Raw genomic sequence first — 14,519 nt, forward strand, 5'->3', positions numbered from 1 at the left:
CGTTGTCAAAAGCTCAATAAGATTGATCAGAATCATCTGAAGGCAGACGCCGGCACCTTGCGCAGCAGGCCGATCCGGCGGTAGAGGGAACGGCCGATACGGTGAGCGCGTGAAGGCATCCGAACCGCACCGCCCGCCGCGTCTGGTCGCCACCGATCTGGACGGCACGCTGGTCCGCAGCGATCGATCCGTCTCGGATCGAACCCGCGCCGCGGTGGCCGCCGTCCAGGACGCAGGAAGTGTTTTCGTGATGGTCACCGCCCGGCCACCTCGATGGTTGCACGAACTGGCAGATCTCGTGGGCGATCACGGAATCGCAATAGTTGCCAACGGCGCCATTCTGTACGACGTCGGCCGGCAGACCGCACTGCGGACCCGATTGATCGATCCGGCGGTATTGCACGAAGTGGCAATGGCGATCCGGTCGGAGATTCCCGAGGTGGAGTTCGCCATTGAGCGATCGAACCGTTACGGACAGGAACCGCGGTACGTGAATCGCTGGCCGCAACCCGAGAACACGTTGATCGCCGAGCTCGAGGTGCTGCTGGCCGAGCCGGCCGCCAAACTGCTGGTCCGGCACCCGAGCTGGCATTCCGACGAACTGCTGGCGCGGATCAGTGCCGTGGTGGGCGAACGTGTGTCCGCCAGTCACAGTGGCGGGACCAGCCTCGTGGAGATCGGCGCGACCGGCGTCTCCAAGGCGGCGATGCTCGCGGACTTCGCCGCCGAGCTGGACATCCCGGCCGCCGACACGATCGCGTTCGGCGACTCGCTCAACGACCTGCCGATGCTCGCCTGGGCCGGTACGTCGTATGCGGTCGCGAACGCGCATTCCGACGTACTGGCCGTAGCGGACCGGATCTGCCCCTCGAACGACGAGGACGGCGTCGCCGCCGTCCTCGAGGAGCTGTTCGATCTTTAGTGCTTAGAGGTACATCCCGCCGCTGCCCGGGCCGTCAGTGGCCCGCGGGGCGCCGGGGAGACCGGGTCCTTCCTCGCCCGGCGCCTGCTGGCCGCCAGGGAGTGCTCGGCGCAGACCTTCGAGCTGCTGACGAGCGGCCATTTGCTGAGCGAACAGCGCGGTCTGGATGCCGTGGAACAGGCCCTCCAGCCAGCCGACCAGCTGGGCCTGCGCGATCCGCAGCTCGGCCTCGGTCGGAGTGCTGTCCTCGGTGAAGTCGAGGCTGAGTCGCTCCAGTTCCTCGACGAGCTCGGGAGCCAGACCGCTCTCCAGTTCCTTGATCGAGGCTTCGTGGATCGACCGCAGCCGCTGCCGGGAGGCCTCGTCGAGCGGTGCCGACTTCACCTCCTCGAGCAGCTGGCGAATCATGTTCGCCACCCGCATCACCTTGGCCGGCTGCTCGACCAGTTCGGTCACCGATCGTGGCTCGTCGTGATCGTCGTCGTTGTCGTCGTTCGAGCGCGGCGGTCCTTCGACAGCCATCCCGTCCGGACCGACGATCAGGATCTTGCCGTCCTCGGTCCGCGCCCCGGCCATCGGCATCTCCTGGCCCTCGCCGCTGCTGCTCTCGCTCATCTGCCCATCCTAGAACCCGTCCGGCCGGCTCCTACGGGGTGCGGGCACGATGCCGCCGGACGGCGTCCCGGTTGGCGCAGGCCGGGCTGCAGTAGCGCTGCCGGCCGGTGCGCGACAGATCGGCGTACACGTTGTCGCAGCCCTCGGTGGCGCAGCGCCCGAGCCGGGTGATGCCGCGGCCGGCCAGGTGCAACGCCGTACCGGTGCTGATCAGGGTCGCGACCAGGCGGCCGACCGGGACGTTGTCCGGCCGGTAGTGCATGTGCCAGCCGTCGCCGGCGTGGTTGGTCAGCCGCGGATGCTCGGTGTATTTCGCGAGCATGGCGTTCATCAGATGGACGCGACTCTGCTCGTCCTCGGCGTCCACAACCTCGAGCCACTCGTCCAGCGCGACCCGGACGGCGGCAAGGTCAGCGCGCGTCACCTTGCGGTCCCGCACCAGGCGGCTCTCGACGCCGCTCTCCTCGCAGCGCTCGGCGAGCTCGGCGGGCGTTGTGGCCGGTCGCGTCACCAGGTTGACGGCCAGCAGTACGGCGTCCGCGCCGTAAGGGTTGAGATGCATAATGCCATTACAGCACGATGGCGGTATGACAACACATCGACACCGCTGGAGCGCGGTCTCCTCCCACCAGGTCAGCGAAGGACTCGTCGTCTACCAGCGGTGTGCCTGTGGCGACTGGCGCGTCACAAGCACACCGCCGTACCCGGTGGCCTACCCCGAGGTGGCGCTAGTCGATACGGGCAACCATCGGTAGTCGCGACCGCGTCAGCAGCCAGGCCAGCGCCGCGGCGAACGCCGGTACGACGATCAGCGTGCCGCCGATCTCCGCCCACGGAACCGTGAAGTGCGGCGAGCCGAAGGCCGCGTGCGCCGTGTACCCGTAGAGCGCACCGACTCCAACACCCAGCACGCACCCGAGCTGTCCGAGGAACCAGGCCTGCGCCGCCGCGAGATTGCGCCGACGGCGGGGTGAGGCTCCGACCGCCGCCAGTGTGGCGAGGTCGGCCCGGCCTTCGGCCGCGGACAAGGAGACCGAGATCGCCACGCCGAGCAGCGTGACGACGGCCGCGGCGATCAGGATCCAGAGCAGGATCGTGCCGCTCGGATTCTGATATCCCCGCTCGACCTTCAGCAGCCCGTCGTGACCGAGCACTCGATCCACGGCGGCGAGTTCGTCATCGGTCGGCTCGCGCTGCAACCGGTACTCGACCATGAACGTGCTGACCTGGCCGAGCTTCGCCGCGGCCTCCAGCCCGATCAGTCCTTGGCCGCGCAGCCCTTGGATCAGCGGAAGCTCACCGCCGTACGACGCCTTGTGCTGCACGGGCTTCGCGGGCTGGTCCGGATCGAGACCACCGAGTCCGACCGTGCCTGTGCTGGTGAAGTCCTTGCGCGGAACAACGATGTCGCCGGCTCGCAGACGGGCTGCCAGCTCCCGGCCGTTGCCGTCGAACTGTTCGATGTAGCTGGGATCCACCACGACCAGGCCGGCGAAGGTCTCCGGCGACTTCCCCGCATCGACTGCCGGTGGCTCGATGCCCACGTACGCCGGGTCGCGGTTCGGCCGCGGGGAGTAGAGCATCCCGAAGCGATACGTCTGCTCGGTCGGCAACTGCTCGGCAACCCGCTGCTCGAGCTCCGGTGAGAACGGGACGCTCGACGGTCCGGAGTCGAACCGCAGGGTCGCATTCCCCATCCTGGCTTCCGGGACATACCCCGCGGCGTTCGCGGCGACGGAGTTCGCACCAGCGAAAGCAGCGGCAGCAGTAGCGGCGACCGACATCATGATGGCCGCGGCGGCCGGAGCCGTGCGGTGCCGGTGCCGGGCGGCGTCGCGCATCGCGAGCCGTCCGCTCAGTGGCAGCCGCCCCGCCAGGCCGGACACTGTGCTGACCAGACTCGGCAGCATCCAGATCAGCCCGGCGATCGCCAGCGTGATGCCGAGCAGAACCAGCGCGATCGGCCCCTCCGGCGTCACGGTGGCGTGCTCGCCCGAGCTCTCGACGATCTGCCGCTTCGCCTGCGCCAGAGCCGCCGCGATCATCCCGGAACCGGTCACGACCAGGACGACGCCCGCGATCACCAGCAGCAGCGCGGGTTTGCGGATCGGTGACCGTGTCGCGGTCGCCGCGAAACGCCCTGACAGGGCTGCCAGGGGAGTCTGCCGCCCGGCGCTGATCGCCGGTACGACGGCGGCCGCCAGCCCGGAGAGCAGCCCGATCAGGCTGATCGTGACGATCGCCGTCCAGGGAATCTGCCACTCCACGAAGAAGCTCGTCGACGCGTGTTCCCACCACCCGTACCGGCTGACGGTCAGTGCCACAGCTGCGAGCAGGAGGCCGCCGCCGACCCCGACGACACCGGCGAAAACGCCTTGCAGCAAGACGATCCGGCGGACGTCTCGTGCGGTTCCGCCAGCGGCGAGGATCAGCCCGAGCTCGCGGGTCTGCCGGCGGGCGCCGACGGCGAACGCCGTACCGGCGAGCAGCACGATCTCGAGGACGCCGAAACCGATCGCCAGCGCCATCACGGCGTACGGACCGGCCGAGTTCTGGGGGTAGTTGTACGGTCCCGGTGGCGGATCGATGATGTTTGCTCTTGGCAACAAGAACAGGCCTTGCTCGCCGAGTGCCCCGGTCAACGATCGGGGGTCGATCCGGTCGGGCAGATCGAGTAGGTAGCGCGCCTCGAGTGGCGGCGTGCCGACCAGCGTGCTCGCCGGTGTGGCGAAGATCAGCCAGTGGCTCAGCTGCTGGTTCTGCCGGGCGATCCCGACCACCTTGTACGCCTTGCCGTTCGCGGTGTTCAGGGTGGCGCCGGGTGCGGCGATGCCGAGGTGGTCGGCCAGGTCCGGTGAGATCGCGACCTCGTCGGGTGCGGTCGCGAAGCGACCCTGATCGAGCCGGACCGTTTCGCCCAGCAGCGGACTCTGCCCGTCACCGACGACGACGTCGACACTGTTGACCGTGGACGGCCCCTTCACCTCCGCGCTGCCGGCGCTGCTGAACGGGCGGGCCAGCACGGTTCCGGCCGGAAGCAGCGGCTTGGGGTCGAAGGTCGCGGGCGTCCGCACCTGCCTGCTGTCCGACGCCTGCGCCGGCATCACGTCGGCCCGAGGCTCGCCGTACGAGAGGTCGAGCTTGTCGTACGGCGTGACGGTGAGCTGCGCGTCGGCCTGTCCGATGGTGGTCCGGGCCAGCAGTTCGCCGGTCGGGCTCCCGGTGCGGCCGGTCACTCCGGCCCAGGTCGCGGCGAACACCGGCAGGCCGATCAACGCCGCCACCAGGAAGGTGCGGCCGAGATGTTTGCGAGTGGTTCTTCGGGCGATCCGCAGCGGCGGACCCCAGCTGCCCATCAGTGGCTTCCCTGCAGCAGCTCGTCGGGGTCGGGCAGCGGTCCGGCCTGACCTACCAGGACACCATCGCGCAGGTAGACCACTCGGTCGGCCCAGGCGGCGTGCCGGGCCTCGTGGGTGACGAGGACGCCGGCGATTCCGTGCTGGTCGCAGCGATCGCGGAGGAGCTGGAGGACGGCTTCGCCGGTCTCGGAGTCGAGGGCTCCGGTGGGTTCGTCGGCGAGCAGTAGCCGTCGCTCACCGACGATGGCGCGGGCGATCGCCACCCGCTGCCGCTGGCCGCCGGACATGTCGTCGGGGAAACGGTCGGCGAGCTCACCGATACCTACCTCCTGCAGGGCTGCGTCGGCGTACTTGCGGGCGGTTTTGCTGCGGGTGCCGTCGAGCTCGAGCGGGAGGGCGACGTTCTCGGCCGCGGTGAGGGCGGGGATCAGGTTGAAGTCCTGGAAGACGTAGCCGATCCGGCGGCGGCGCAGCGCGGCCACGCCGGCCGGCCCGAGGCCGGCCAGATCGTTGCCGTCGACAATTACTTCGCCATGGGTCGGCCGGTCGAGGCCGCCGGCGCACGTGAGCAGGGTGGACTTGCCCGAACCCGACGGACCCATCACGGCGACGAGCTCGCCCGGTACGACGCTCAGATCGACGCCACGCAACGCATGCACGGCCCGCTCGCCCTGACCGTGTGTCCTGGTCAGGTTGCGGACATCGAGGATCGCGGTCATCGGTTCGCTCCCGTGGTGTCCTCGGCCGGCTCCGGCTGCGCCGTTTTCGCGGGCCGGCCGCGGTGCCGTAACAGGATCGACTCGCAGTGGTCGAGCCAGCGGATCTCGGCCTCGGCGGCGAAGATCATCGACTCCAGCACGAGCCGCCAGGAGATCTCGCCCTCGCGATCGCCGCGCTTCAGCCGGGTCAGCTCCTGCAGGGACTGCATCGTCGCCGCGCGCTGCCGCTGAACGACGGCGCTCACGTCGACCCCCGGTACGGCGAGCGCCAGCGCGAGCTTGATCGCGAGCTCGTCGCGCGGCCGCGACTCGCGGGTCACCGGAGTCTGGAACCAGTTGGTCAGCTCGTCCCGGCCGGCGTCGGTGATCTCGTACGTCGATCGCCCGTCCGCCTCGGTGGACGCGGCCCGGACCAGGCCGTCACGCTCCAGCCGGGTGAGCGTCGTGTAGACCTGCCCGATATTGAGCGGCCAGGTCGCGCCGGTGGCTGCTTCGAACTCTCCGCGCAGCTGATATCCGTACTTCGGCTCCTCGCGGAGCAACGCCAGCAGTCCGTGTTTGATCGACATAGATACCGAGTATGCATACTCGGTATGGCTGGGTCAATCGGTGGCCGCTCAGTCGGCGCGGACCAGGCGCCGTACCAGACGTTCGGTGGTGGCGGCGACGTCGTACGGGTGGCCGGTGCCGGGGGTGAGTTGGTCGAGGACGAGGCCGTCGATGGCGAAGTGCAGCAGGCGGATCTCCTCGGCACCGCCGGGCAGGCCGGCATTGACGTGGAAGGAGACGTCGGCGTCGAAGCCCTGGCGCAGTGTGCGGGACAGGATTTCGTGCAGGTCGGGGCGCCGGGCTGCCTCGAGGCGGAGCTCCATCAGAGCGAGTGAAAGCTCGGGGCGGCCGAGGAGTCGCTCGACGATGTAGTGCACGTAGTCGACGACGAGATCGATGGTCGGCTCCCGCTGGGACAGCGGCTCGAGGACGGTCGGATCGGGAGTGAGGCGCTCGAAGATCCGCTCGCCGAGGGCGCCGAGCAGCGCATCACGGGTGCGGAAGTAGTTGGACGCCGTACCGGCGGGGAGGCCGGCGGCTGCGTCCACGGCGCGGTGTGTCAGGCCGCGGGCGCCGGCTTCGGCGAGGACGGCGAGACCGGCGTCGGCGAGCTGGGTGCGGCGTTCGGGGTTCCGGGGCACGTTGACAACTGTAGCAGCCATCCACTACAACTGTCCTGGTCAACAACGACAGCTGTAGTAGTCAGGAGTGCTTATGCAACCCGCAGCCTTCGGCGCCACCGTGGTGACCGACCGTCCGGCGGAGGTCGCCGCCTTCTATCAGCAGCACTTCGATCTCCAGATCACCATCGACCTCGGCTGGTTCATCTGCGTCCGCCGGGGCGACGCGAGCTGGGAACTGGCGATCACCCAGCGCGGGCACGAGTCGGTGCCGGCCGCGGTCTCCGCGGCGCGGGAAAGCAGCAATGTGTTCGGCTTCATCGTCGACGACGTCGACAAGACCGCGGCCGCGCTGGCCGAGGCCGGCATCCCGCTGGAGACCGAGGTGGTCACCGAGGTGTGGGGTCAGCGGCACTTCTTCGTGCGTGACCCCGAAGGCACCTGGCTCGACGTGATCCAGCTGGTCGCACCGGACCCTGCGTGGTTGGCGGAGAACTTCCCTAGCTGAGAGTGAGCAGGACCTTCCCGATCTGGCTGGACTCCTCGAGGGCGCGGTGCGCCTCGGCGACGTCGGCCAGCGGGAAGGTGGCGTGGACGATGGGCCGGACCTTCTTCGCGGTGACCAGCGGCCAGACGTGGCCGACCACTTCGGCGACGATCCGTCCCTTGTCCGCGACCGACCGGAACCGCAGGCCGGTGGCGATCACCGAACCCCGGCGGCTGAGCAGCTGACCAAGGTCCAGCTCGCCCTTCGCTCCGCCCTGCATCCCGATCACGACGAGCCGGCCGTCGTACGCAAGGGTCTTCACGTTGTCGGTCAGGTACTTCGCGCCGATGATGTCGAGGATCACGTCGGCCCCGGCGCCGCCGGTCGCTTCCTTGACCACCGAGACCCACTCGGCTTCCTTGTAGTTGATCGCGACATCCGCGCCGAGCGCGCTCGCGAACTCCATCTTGTCCTTGCTGCCCACCGTCGTCAGCACTCGCGCGCCGTGCGCGACGCCGAGCTGGATCGCCATCGTGCCGATCCCCGAAGCGCCGCCGTGCACCAGGAAGGTCTCGCCTTCCTTCAGGTGCGCGGTCATGAAGATGTTTGACCACACGGTTGCCACGACCTCGGGCAACGCGGCCGCGCTGATCAGATCGATCCCCTCCGGGATCGGCATCACCTGCGGCGCCGGTACGACGACCTTCTCGGCGTACCCGCCGCCGGCCAGGAGCGCGCAGCACTCGTCGCCGACCGTCCAGTCCGTCACCTCGGAACCGACCGCGGCGATCCGGCCGGAGACCTCGAGCCCGATCGTGCCGGGTGCGCCCGGAGGCGGTGGGTAGAACCCCTGCCGCTGCAGAAGGTCGGCTCGGTTGACACCCGCCGCCACGACGTCGATCACGACCTCGTCCACAGCCGGAGTCGGATCCGCAATCTCTCCGACGGTCAGAACCTCGACACCACCGACACCCTCACACACGACAGCTCGCATGACTCACACCGTACCGGCGATCACTCGTCGAGGTCGGCCCACGTGTCCACGTCGTCGCCACTCCGGGTCGGCTCCGACCAGACGAGGTCCAGGTCGGCCATGAGGCGTCGTACCGACTTGTCGCGTGGATCCCCGAGCCGCTCGAGCGCCTGGTCGAGTGAGCTCCGCCGGTACGCCGCCGCGAGCCACTGGTCACGTCCGTCGCTGTCCCGGAGCCCACTGCCGTCATGGCTTCCGAGACTGTCGACCAACTGGGTGACGTCAGCTGCCGTCACCCAGGGCAGGTCGCAGCTCAGCACCACTACGACTGGTGCGCTTCCGCTCTGCAGTCCAGCTGCCAGCCCGGCCACCGGCCCACTTCCTGGCGGATCCTCCTGCGTCCACTCCACCTCGCGGTACGTCGTACGCACCGGCCCGACGACCACCGTGCTGACGGCAGCGTTTACCGCCCGCAGCACCCGGTCGAGAAACGTCACCCCGTCGAGCACCACCAGCGCCTTGTCCACCCCGCCGAGCCGAGTAGACCCACCCCCGGCCACCACCACCGCATCGAAGTCCACCCGGTCAGTCTGCCCTTCGCACAGTGCGGCACTGTGCGTGTCGCGTTTCTGCGGCACCATGGGGAGATGAGGATTGCTGTGGTGCAGACGGCCAGTAGCTCGGACAAGGCTGCCAATCGGGAGCTGGTCGCGCGACTGGTGGCTGAGGCGGCTGCGGACCGGCCTGATCTGGTGGTGCTGCCGGAGGCGATCATGGCCGACTTCAACGTCGAGGGCGTTGCTGACGTCGCGGAGCCGCTGGACGGCGAGTTCGTGGCGACGCTGCGTAAGAGCGCGGTGGAGCACGGCGTAGCGATCGTGGCCGGCATGTTCGAACGCAGCTGCGACCAGGACCGGCCGTACAACACGCTGCTGGCGGTCGGCGCCGACGGCTCACTGCTCGGCGCGTACCGCAAGATCCACCTGTACGACGCGTTTGGCTACAAGGAGTCCGACCAGCTGACTGCTGGTGACGTCGCACCGGTCGTGGTGAAGATCGCCGGCCGGACACTGGGCCTGATGACTTGCTACGACCTGCGGTTCCCGGAGCTGTCGCGCGCATTGGTCGACAAGGGGGCCGACGTCCTCGTCGTACCGGCCGCGTGGGTGCGGGGGCCGCTCAAGGAGCACCACTGGACCACGCTGCTCACGGCGCGCGCTATCGAGAACACCTGCTACGTAGTGGCTGCCGCGCAGAACGGGAAGAAGTACTCCGGCCTCAGTCAGGTCCTCGATCCGCAGGGCATCGCCATCGCCGCAGTGGGCGAGTCGGACGGGTATGCGGTCGCTGAGTTGTCGGGGGACCGGCTGGCCGGCGTACGTCAGACCAACCCTTCGCTGGTCAATCGCCGCTTCAGTGTCACTCCCCGTTCCTAGTCCCGGGTTAGCCTCACAGTTGTGGCGGATGGTTTTGACTTGTGGCATCACGGCGATCTCGAGGTCGGTGACGGACTCGTAGACCTCGCCGTCAACGTGCGGACCGGTACGCCGCCGCCATGGCTCGTCGACGCGATCACAGCCAGCCTGACGGACCTGGCGGCGTACCCGCGTCAGGAGGCCGCAGTGCTGGCGGTCGCTGCGCGGCACCGGGTGGACCCGGAGCGAGTGCTGCTGACCGCTGGTGCGGCCGAGGCGTTCGTCTTGATCGCCCGGGCGTTCCGGCCGCGACATGCGGTGGTTGTGCACCCGCAGTTCACGGAGCCGGAGGCCGCGCTGCGGTCCGCGGGCCACATGGTCGACCGGGTCATCCTGCGACCGGAGGACGGCTTCGTGCTGGACCCGGCGGCGATCCCGGCCGATGCGGATCTCGTGGTGATCGGCAACCCGACCAACCCGACCTCGGTCCTGCACCGCGCCGACGACCTGCGCGAACTCGCCCGGCCGGATCGGATTCTCGTGGTCGACGAGGCGTTCATGGACGCCGTACCGGGGGAGCCGGAATCGCTGGCCGGTGCGTCGATTCCGGGGCTGGTGGTGATCCGCAGTCTCACTAAGACGTGGGGGCTCGCTGGATTGCGTGTGGGCTACGTGCTCGCCGCGGCCGGCCTGATCGAGCAGTTGGCCGCTGTGCAGCCGCACTGGCCAGTGTCCACGCCTGCGCTGGCCGCTGCCATTGCTTGCAGCAACGAGCAGGCAGTGGCTGAGGCGGCCGCGGCTGCTGGGGACATCGAGCGTCAGCGGTCGTACCTGCTCGACAGCCTGAGTCCTGTCCGGACCTACGGCGTACCGCGGGGTCCGTTCGTCCTCGTGCAGGTCGCGGGCGGCGCCGTACTGCGAGAAGCCTTGCGGGCCAAGGGATATGCGGTACGGCGTGGAGACACCTTCCCGGGGCTCGGACCGGACTGGTTACGGATCGCAGTCCGGCCGGAGGATGTCGTTGACGGCTTTGTGAAGGTCTGGCGGGACTCTGCGGCCGACCTGTAACCGCCGCGACGTTTAGCCCGCCGCTGCTTTGCGCACAGGATGGTCCCAGAGCGCCTGCTCCACACTCCGGTGCTCTGAAACCATCAGTGAAGGGAGCAGCATCATGGGTCTGAACGACGACGACATGAACACCTCGTCCGACGGCGAGTACGGAGGCTCTGCCGAAGGCAACGACAGCCAGGCCGGCGGCGGTAACACCTCGTCGGGCTACGGCAGTGAGTCCGAGGGTCCGGCCGACGGCGGCGCGGTAGGCGGCGGCACGGACGGTGGCGCCGATGGTGGCGCCGGCGAGTACGGCGGCTCTGGCGGCTCCCGCGGTGACTCCAGCGAGGGTCCGGCCGACGGCGGCGCAGTGGGTGGTGGCACGGACGGCGGTGCCGATGGTGGTGCTGACGGCGGCGGTGGCGACGGCTATGGCTCGGGCGGCTCGGGCGGCTCGGGCGGCTCGGGTGGCGAGTCCGAGGGACCGGCCGACGGCGGCGCGGAAGGCGGCGGTACGGACGGTGGTGCCGATGGTGGCGCCGGTCAGGGTGAAGGCCCCGCTGACGGTGGCGCCGACGCGAATGCGACGGACGGCGGTGCCGACGGAGGCGCGAGCGGCAACTCCGGGAGCTGGTGACGACAGTGCCGGGGGCCGGACCGCAATCAGATCCTGCTGTGACGGTTGACCGTCCGGCTCTTCGGCGCTGCGTGGCAGGCGACCTCGACGAGTTCGCCACTGGCTACTGGGGTTCGCGCGCCCTGCTGTCGCACGCTCCCGACCTGCCCGCGCCGTACGACGACCTCTTCACGCTGACCGCCGCGGACGAGCTCTTGTCCCGCCGCGGCCTTCGCACGCCGTTCCTGCGCGTGGCCAAGAACGGGTCGGTCGTGGGCGACAGTCAGTTCACCGGCTCCGGTGGAGTCGGTGCGGATATCTCTGATCAGGTTCGCGACGACAAGGTCGCGGCTCTGTTCGCCAGCGGGCACACCGTCGTACTGCAGGCTCTGCATCGCACCTGGCCCGCGCTGGTCGACTTCGCTACCCAACTGTCAACGGATGCCGGTCATCCGGTGCAGATCAACGCCTACATCACTCCGCCGGAGTCACAGGGGTTCTCGGCGCACTACGACGTACACGACGTGTTTGTCCTGCAAGTGGCCGGCGAGAAGCACTGGACCGTCCACGAGCCAGTCCATGTGAATCCGCTGCGCAACCAGCCGTGGACCGATCACTCCGCTGCGGTGGCCGCGGCCGCCCGGGATCAGCAGCCGGTAGTCGACGAAGTCCTGCGCCCCGGTGACGCGCTGTACGTGCCGCGCGGCTTCCTGCACTCGGCCAAGGCTCTTGGCGGAGTCAGCGCGCACCTAACCGTCGGTCTGCACACCTTGACCCGCTATTTGCTGGTCCAAGAGCTCGCCGCACTGGCTGCCAACGAACCGGCGCTGCGAACCGCACTGCCACTCGGCTTCGACCCGGGTGATCCTGCTCAGCTGGCCGCGGTGCTGCCGGAGGTGACCGAGCTTCTCGTCGCTCACCTGCGCTCGACCGCGGTCGACGACCTGGCGCCGCGACTGCGCCGTCGTACCTGGTCTGCGAATCGCCCCGAGCCCATCCCGCCGCTGGCTCATGCGGCTGCGCTCGGCACTCTGACAGCTGGCACGACCGTCCGCCTTCGCGGTGGGCTCCGGCATCGGCTGATCCCGGGCGACCCGATCACGCTCCAGCTTCCCGACCGAGCCATCACCTTCCCGGCTGCGGTCAGCGAGGCCCTCATTCACCTGCTCGACGGTCAGGAACACAAGGTGGGCACGCTGCCCGGGCTCCCGGTGGACGACCAGGTGGTGCTGGTCCGGCGTCTCCTCACCGAGGCGGTCCTGGTGTCGACCGCCTAAACTTGGCTCCAGTGACCAATCCCCTCGATCCCGCCATTGCGGCGTCTTCGGCTCCGGCCGATCGCCGCTACCGCCCCGACACAGGTTGCGCGGCGATGGCTTTGCAGCGCGGCGATTCGCTGATCGCCACCGCTCCGCCGGCCGCTCGCTGGCTCCTGATCGAGTCCCGTACGCCGTGGCCGCGCCAAGCGCTCACCGCGTTGCCGGAGGTCGACACCGAGGTAGCCCGCCGGTGCGCGGAACTCGGCTATCGGCCAGTTCTGATCCGACGCTACGGCCGGGTCGACCGAGCCGCCGTACGACGGTATGCGCTGGTCGACTGTCGTCCCGGGCGCGAGTCCATTCGCTGGGGTGAGCTCGCCTCGGACGCGCACCTGATCAGCGTCTTGGACGCCGTCGCGGCTGACGCGCTGGAAACTCTGAGTGACCTGCAACCTCCAACCCTGGAACCGATCTATCTCGTCTGCACCCACGGTCGCCACGACGCCTGCTGCGCAGTCCGCGGGCGTCCCGTCGCGGCTGCGCTCGCTGCGGCCTACCCGGAGCGCACGTGGGAGTGCAGCCACATCGGCGGCGATCGCTTCGCCGGCAACGTCGTCGTCCTCCCGCACGCCTTGTTCTACGGCCAGGTCACGCCGGCTCGCGCTGTCGAAGTCGCCAAACACCACGCCGAGTTCCGTGTCGTCCCCGACCTTCTCCGCGGCGCAGGCACTGTCGCCCCACCGGTCCAGGCAGCTCAGCACTACGCCCGCCAGGCAGGTCACTCTCTAGCTCTCGACGCACTCCAGCCCACGCAGATCACGCCTCTGTCCGACCACCACTACCGAATCGCCCTCGCCACTCCTCAGGGCGGGGGTGACCACGGTACTCAGCTGGCCGCAACTCAGTTGGTCGTTGAGGTGTCGGTGCACTTCGACACCGTGAATGCTCCGCTGACCTGCAGCGGGAAGGCTCCCGTCCAAGCACGGCGGTTCGAGCTGCACAGCATCGAGTCAGTCGGCGGGTAGCTCCCGGTCGTCGTGATGGGCGCCGTAGAAGGCGGACTGGCGCGCCATGACGTCGCGCATGCCGGTCCTTCGGGAGACGCCGTACACAGTGCCGGGGAAGTCGAGCTCGCGTTGGACCTGCCAGAGCTCGTCGTGCCGGTCGGGCGAGAAGAGCTGAGCCGGGTCTCCGACCGCGATCCAGCCGATCGGGAGGACCGCGCCGGGTTCGAGGCGCGAGTTGACCTGCAGCACGCTGTTGATCCGGAGCTCCGCGCCCGCGCCGACGACAGAACCGGGGAACAACGCAGCGCCCGTGGCGATGAAGACTTCGTCCTCGACCGTAGCGCCGTTCACGTGTGCATGGGGACCTACCAGAACCGCGTCACCGAGCAGGGCGGGATGTTTCGCCCGGCCGCGCACCAGAGCGTTCTCCATCACCACACTGTTCGTCCCGAGCCGGACCTCACCATCCTCCGCGGTCAGCACAGCACCGTGCAGGACTCTGCTGCCTTCGCCGAGGACGACGGCGCCGCAGAGCACGGCCGATGGTGCGACATAGGCGGATTCGGGCACGACCGGTCGCCGGCCGCGGTGTTCGAGCAGCATCGCGTGCATCCCTCCGTCGGGCATCACCTGTCTTTCTCAGTCGTACACGAAACTCTCTGGGGCGGTTCTCCGTCGCCCGGGACCTCACACCCCGGGCGGCGGGTCCGATGGTGGCCGTCCACATCGGAGGTGGGAGATTCGGCCGGTCGGACGTCCGGGTGGAGAACCGCGAACTGGGAAAACATTAGAACAGATGTTCGAGCGAGCGCAACGAATCCTGACGAGTCAATTGTCATGTCTCAGGACATGGGTGACAGTTCTGTATCAGGACATCGGTGACAGTTGATGTCTCAGGACATCGGTGACGTTCGTGGTGTGGCTGGGC

16 protein-coding genes are annotated in these 14,519 nt (G+C 68.8%); 7 read left to right on the forward strand and 9 right to left on the reverse strand.

Annotation, left to right across the window (positions count from 1 at the left end):
- Positions 1-109 precede the first annotated feature (109 nt).
- Positions 110-922: a Cof-type HAD-IIB family hydrolase gene (locus ABZS29_RS11380; RefSeq protein ID WP_355460774.1), complete on the forward strand. Its 813-nt coding sequence runs from the start codon at positions 110-112 to the stop codon at positions 920-922.
- 3 nt (positions 923-925) lie between these two features.
- On the opposite strand, the gene ABZS29_RS11385 is transcribed toward ABZS29_RS11380, so the two are convergent.
- The 6 genes from ABZS29_RS11385 to ABZS29_RS11410 all read right to left on the reverse strand — a co-directional run bounded on the left by ABZS29_RS11385 (position 926) and on the right by ABZS29_RS11410 (position 6,805).
- Positions 926-1,537 carry a bacterial proteasome activator family protein gene (locus ABZS29_RS11385; protein ID WP_355460776.1) on the reverse strand — a complete coding sequence of 204 codons (612 nt, stop codon included), beginning with the start codon at positions 1,535-1,537 and terminating at the stop codon, positions 926-928.
- A gap of 31 nt (positions 1,538-1,568) precedes the next feature.
- The gene (locus ABZS29_RS11390) at positions 1,569-2,099 is read right to left on the reverse strand and encodes a CGNR zinc finger domain-containing protein (protein ID WP_355460778.1); all 531 of its coding nucleotides are present in this window, start codon (positions 2,097-2,099) and stop codon (positions 1,569-1,571) included.
- Between the two features lie 166 nt (positions 2,100-2,265).
- Positions 2,266-4,893, reverse strand: coding sequence for an FtsX-like permease family protein (locus ABZS29_RS11395; protein WP_355460780.1), 2,628 nt, complete (start codon positions 4,891-4,893; stop codon positions 2,266-2,268).
- Entirely contained in the window at positions 4,893-5,615 is a 723-nt protein-coding gene (locus tag ABZS29_RS11400) for an ABC transporter ATP-binding protein (RefSeq protein WP_355460782.1), read from the reverse strand. Before ABZS29_RS11400 ends, ABZS29_RS11395 begins: the two co-directional genes overlap by 1 nt.
- Positions 5,612-6,184 carry a PadR family transcriptional regulator gene (locus ABZS29_RS11405; RefSeq protein WP_355460783.1) on the reverse strand — a complete coding sequence of 191 codons (573 nt, stop codon included), beginning with the start codon at positions 6,182-6,184 and terminating at the stop codon, positions 5,612-5,614. The genes ABZS29_RS11400 and ABZS29_RS11405 overlap by 4 nt, the downstream gene beginning before the upstream one ends.
- Positions 6,185-6,232: 48 nt before the next feature.
- The gene (locus ABZS29_RS11410) at positions 6,233-6,805 is read right to left on the reverse strand and encodes a TetR family transcriptional regulator (protein WP_355460785.1); all 573 of its coding nucleotides are present in this window, start codon (positions 6,803-6,805) and stop codon (positions 6,233-6,235) included.
- 73 nt (positions 6,806-6,878) lie between these two features.
- On the opposite strand from ABZS29_RS11410, the gene ABZS29_RS11415 reads away from it, so the two are divergent.
- Positions 6,879-7,292, forward strand: coding sequence for a VOC family protein (locus ABZS29_RS11415; RefSeq protein ID WP_355460787.1), 414 nt, complete (start codon positions 6,879-6,881; stop codon positions 7,290-7,292).
- Here ABZS29_RS11415 and ABZS29_RS11420 read toward each other — a convergent pair.
- Entirely contained in the window at positions 7,285-8,265 is a 981-nt protein-coding gene (locus ABZS29_RS11420) for an NAD(P)H-quinone oxidoreductase (protein WP_355460788.1), read from the reverse strand. The genes ABZS29_RS11415 and ABZS29_RS11420 overlap by 8 nt on opposite strands.
- Before the next feature lie 20 nt (positions 8,266-8,285).
- Positions 8,286-8,825: a molybdenum cofactor guanylyltransferase gene (locus ABZS29_RS11425; protein WP_355460790.1), complete on the reverse strand. Its 540-nt coding sequence runs from the start codon at positions 8,823-8,825 to the stop codon at positions 8,286-8,288.
- Positions 8,826-8,891: 66 nt separating this feature from the next.
- On the opposite strand from ABZS29_RS11425, the gene ABZS29_RS11430 reads away from it, so the two are divergent.
- The 5 genes from ABZS29_RS11430 to ABZS29_RS11450 all read left to right on the forward strand — a co-directional run bounded on the left by ABZS29_RS11430 (position 8,892) and on the right by ABZS29_RS11450 (position 13,609).
- On the forward strand, positions 8,892-9,680 hold the full coding sequence (locus tag ABZS29_RS11430) for a carbon-nitrogen hydrolase family protein (RefSeq protein ID WP_355460792.1): 789 nt from the start codon (positions 8,892-8,894) through the stop codon (positions 9,678-9,680).
- A 21-nt stretch (positions 9,681-9,701) separates the two neighbouring features.
- Complete coding sequence (cobC, locus tag ABZS29_RS11435; RefSeq protein ID WP_355460794.1) at positions 9,702-10,727, forward strand: Rv2231c family pyridoxal phosphate-dependent protein CobC; 1,026 nt, start codon at positions 9,702-9,704, stop codon at positions 10,725-10,727.
- Between the two features lie 103 nt (positions 10,728-10,830).
- A complete protein-coding gene (locus ABZS29_RS11440) occupies positions 10,831-11,346 on the forward strand; it encodes a BatC protein (protein ID WP_355460796.1) in 516 nt (171 codons plus the stop codon).
- Between the two features lie 38 nt (positions 11,347-11,384).
- Positions 11,385-12,602 carry a cupin domain-containing protein gene (locus ABZS29_RS11445; RefSeq protein WP_355460798.1) on the forward strand — a complete coding sequence of 406 codons (1,218 nt, stop codon included), beginning with the start codon at positions 11,385-11,387 and terminating at the stop codon, positions 12,600-12,602.
- Positions 12,603-12,613: 11 nt separating this feature from the next.
- Entirely contained in the window at positions 12,614-13,609 is a 996-nt protein-coding gene (locus ABZS29_RS11450) for a sucrase ferredoxin (protein ID WP_355460800.1), read from the forward strand.
- Here ABZS29_RS11450 and ABZS29_RS11455 read toward each other — a convergent pair.
- Complete coding sequence (locus ABZS29_RS11455; protein ID WP_355460802.1) at positions 13,595-14,218, reverse strand: gamma carbonic anhydrase family protein; 624 nt, start codon at positions 14,216-14,218, stop codon at positions 13,595-13,597. The two genes, ABZS29_RS11450 and ABZS29_RS11455, sit on opposite strands and share 15 nt — an antisense overlap.
- Between the last annotated feature and the right edge of the window lie 301 nt (positions 14,219-14,519).

The organism is Kribbella sp. NPDC005582, assembly GCF_040605415.1.
Classification (GTDB): Bacteria; Actinomycetota; Actinomycetes; order Propionibacteriales; family Kribbellaceae; genus Kribbella.

What these genes read in the sequence shown, in the direction of transcription:
- ABZS29_RS11385 (WP_355460776.1), bottom strand. Translation starts at nt 1,537, where the DNA reads ATGAGCGAGAGCAGCAGCGGCGAGGGCCAGGAGATGCCGATGGCCGGG.
- ABZS29_RS11390 (WP_355460778.1), bottom strand. Translation starts at nt 2,099, where the DNA reads ATGCATCTCAACCCTTACGGCGCGGACGCCGTACTGCTGGCCGTCAAC.
- ABZS29_RS11395 (WP_355460780.1), bottom strand. Translation starts at nt 4,893, where the DNA reads ATGGGCAGCTGGGGTCCGCCGCTGCGGATCGCCCGAAGAACCACTCGC.
- ABZS29_RS11400 (WP_355460782.1), bottom strand. Translation starts at nt 5,615, where the DNA reads ATGACCGCGATCCTCGATGTCCGCAACCTGACCAGGACACACGGTCAG.
- ABZS29_RS11405 (WP_355460783.1), bottom strand. Translation starts at nt 6,184, where the DNA reads ATGTCGATCAAACACGGACTGCTGGCGTTGCTCCGCGAGGAGCCGAAG.
- ABZS29_RS11415 (WP_355460787.1), top strand. Translation starts at nt 6,879, where the DNA reads ATGCAACCCGCAGCCTTCGGCGCCACCGTGGTGACCGACCGTCCGGCG.
- ABZS29_RS11420 (WP_355460788.1), bottom strand. Translation starts at nt 8,265, where the DNA reads ATGCGAGCTGTCGTGTGTGAGGGTGTCGGTGGTGTCGAGGTTCTGACC.
- ABZS29_RS11430 (WP_355460792.1), top strand. Translation starts at nt 8,892, where the DNA reads ATGAGGATTGCTGTGGTGCAGACGGCCAGTAGCTCGGACAAGGCTGCC.
- ABZS29_RS11440 (WP_355460796.1), top strand. Translation starts at nt 10,831, where the DNA reads ATGGGTCTGAACGACGACGACATGAACACCTCGTCCGACGGCGAGTAC.
- ABZS29_RS11455 (WP_355460802.1), bottom strand. Translation starts at nt 14,218, where the DNA reads ATGCCCGACGGAGGGATGCACGCGATGCTGCTCGAACACCGCGGCCGG.